Origin of the sequence: Neosynechococcus sphagnicola sy1 (assembly GCF_000775285.1) — a bacterium.
GTDB lineage: Bacteria > Cyanobacteriota > Cyanobacteriia > Neosynechococcales > Neosynechococcaceae > Neosynechococcus > Neosynechococcus sphagnicola.
In genome coordinates this window covers 1-2,490 of sequence record NZ_JJML01000081.1, presented here as the reverse complement: position 1 = coordinate 2,490, position 2,490 = coordinate 1, and the positions used below count along the sequence as shown (strand labels likewise).

Here is a 2,490-nt window from a genome sequence, read left to right as displayed (position 1 = left end):
AGGGAGAGGGATTTAGGGTGAGGGTCTAAGGCTTACGGGTGAAAGAGCTGAATGTTTTCAGTAAAAAGTCATGAATAATCCAGGCTAACACGCCCAGGGTTTAACCGCCTAGGATGTTAGCAAGAGCAGTTAGTAACTGTTGATTCTCAGCTGGAGTGCGAATGGCAACCCGAAAATAGCGATCGCCCAGTTCCGGAAAACTTAAGCAATCCCGGATCAAAATTCGATGGTGCTGGAGCAGTTGCTGTTGCAATATCAAGGTCGATACTGCCGAACGCACCAGCAGAAAGTTCGCGGCACCGGGATAGGGCGTCAAACCCGGCAAGGCGGCCAGACCCTGAAACAAGGCCGGTCGAGCCGCCGCCAACCACCTCCAAGTCTGTTGCTGAAAATCAGTATCCTGCACCACCGCCACCCCTGCCGCCGCCGCCAGTTCATTAACCGGCCAAGGGTCGCGCCATTGCTGCCAACGTTGTAACCGTTGCGGATCGGCAATCGCATAGCCTAGGCGCAATCCCGGTAAGCTGTAGAACTTGGTCAGCGATCGCAAGATCACCAGATTGGTTGCAGCGGACACCTGATCCACCAAACTTTGCTGGCGATCGGGGGGCAAAAAATCCATAAACGCTTCGTCCACCACCACCAGATCAAATTCAGCCAGGAGCGGCAATACCTCCTCTCGAGGGAACAATTGCCCGGTGGGATTGTGGGGATTATTCAGCAGTAAGCCACAGCCTGGGGGGAAGGAACGGGATCTCAGAGTCGCCAGTGTCCAGCCTTGATCCAGGGATACCAATGGTACTGGCTGCAATTGAGCACCAAAGGCACTCAGTGCCCGCTGATAATCACCAAAGGCAGGGGCGAGCACCCAGGTTGCGGCCAGCATCGCCAGTTCCCGTCCCGCCCAAGTCAGCAATTCCGCCGAACCATTCCCAGGTAAAATCCAGTCTGGATCGAGGTGATGTGCTTGAGCCAAGGCGACCCGCAGTTCCCGATAGCCTGGATCAGGATAGGTATGCAGGCGGCTAAGGTGACTCTGAATGGCTGCGATCGCCGACGGGGGAGGCCCCCATGGGTTAATACTCGCAGAAAAATCTAAGATTTCTTGAGGGGAACAGCCTGCTAGCATTGCTGCCCAGACCAAATTCCCCCCATGTATAGGATGGATCAACGAGTGAACCTGTCCCGATGCAAATTTTATTTTTCAGGTGAAACTTTTTCTTTAAACAACTTGCCCGCAGAGAATGCAGGTACTTTTGTGGCTGGAATTTCCATTTTTTCACCTGTTTTGGGATTGCGGCCTTCCCGAGCTTTACGCTCCCGTGACTCAAAGGAGCCAAAGCCAACCAGGGTCACTTTGTCGCCCGTCGAAACAGCATCCACAATTGCCTCTAGGGCGGCCGTCAATACGGCATCGGCCTGTTTTTTCGTGACGTGAGCTTTTTCAGCAACCTTATCAACCAATTCACCCTTATTCATCTTAGATACTCCTCCGAGTTAAGAAAATACAGCTTGCACTCCTCATCGAATGCCCAACATTGAGTCGTTAATGAAACTATCCCACCAGAGTTTTACCTGGAAATGGCTAAAGCTCCCATAGGCAGGGACTTCCAATGTTTTATTCTACGGTGTGGTTGCTCAATATAGATCGGTGAAACCTTTAAGTTATATGGATTTCAGCTTTTTTTAGCCTATTTTGAATCAAAAAGTCAATTTTTTCAGTTAAAAATCCAGTTATTTCTGTCAAGAAAGTCGGTGGATCACGGCTCGGCACTGCCCGACAACTCAGGGGAAATGGGTGAAGAAAACCGCTGAAAAAGCATTCTGGGTAAGCATTTCGACGATTGCTATACCTAATGCCATACATCCCACCACCAGATACCTGAGAGTGACGGGAACATTCTTAACCTCAAATGTATAGCATTTTTCACTCTTGTGAGGCGTAGTAGCAACAGTGAGTGAACCAATTTTTGAGGTTTTCCAAAGATACTTGAGAAAAAGCGTCTTCAATGGCATTAGCGAGATCGGGATAGCTGCGTGCCCCAATCGTCCGCAAAATATTTTTAAATCTTTGAGAAGCAATTTTCTATCGGTGAAAAGTCTGGAGAATAGGGAGGTAAATAAATCAACTTAGCACCCACGTCCTCAATCAGCTTTCTGATCGTGTCATGGTTGTGTATCGAGTAGTTATCCATAATCACACAAGCTCCTTTCCAAAGTTTCGGAACCAGGTGGCGAGCAATGAAGGCTTCAAAGGTCAAACCATCGGTTGAACCGACGATACTTACGTTAGTGACAACGGTTTTGAGGCTGATTGCACTGATTGTAGAGACTCGTTTACCTCGCTTGCTGGGGCGCTTACCCCGTGCTCTTTTACCTTTAGGGGCACGAGCATGTAACCGGGTGAGGGCTAAATCAACCCCAAATTCATCAATGAAGATCAGATCTTGGGCTAGAATACCCCGCACTAACTGCCAAAACTCAAATCGC

At 49.4% G+C, this 2,490-nt stretch carries 3 protein-coding genes; all 3 read right to left on the bottom strand.

Annotated features, from left to right (window positions below):
• Nucleotides 1-100: 100 nt before the first annotated feature.
• The gene (gene cobD, locus DO97_RS19785; RefSeq protein WP_036536884.1) at nucleotides 101-1,171 is read right to left on the bottom strand and encodes a threonine-phosphate decarboxylase CobD; all 1,071 of its coding nucleotides are present in this window, start codon (nucleotides 1,169-1,171) and stop codon (nucleotides 101-103) included.
• A gap of 26 nt (nucleotides 1,172-1,197) precedes the next feature.
• Nucleotides 1,198-1,479 carry an HU family DNA-binding protein gene (locus DO97_RS19780; protein WP_036536881.1) on the bottom strand — a complete coding sequence of 94 codons (282 nt, stop codon included), beginning with the start codon at nucleotides 1,477-1,479 and terminating at the stop codon, nucleotides 1,198-1,200.
• Nucleotides 1,480-2,063: 584 nt separating this feature from the next.
• On the bottom strand, nucleotides 2,064-2,490 hold a 427-nt coding region (locus DO97_RS19775), incomplete at its 5' end, for a transposase (protein WP_204368771.1).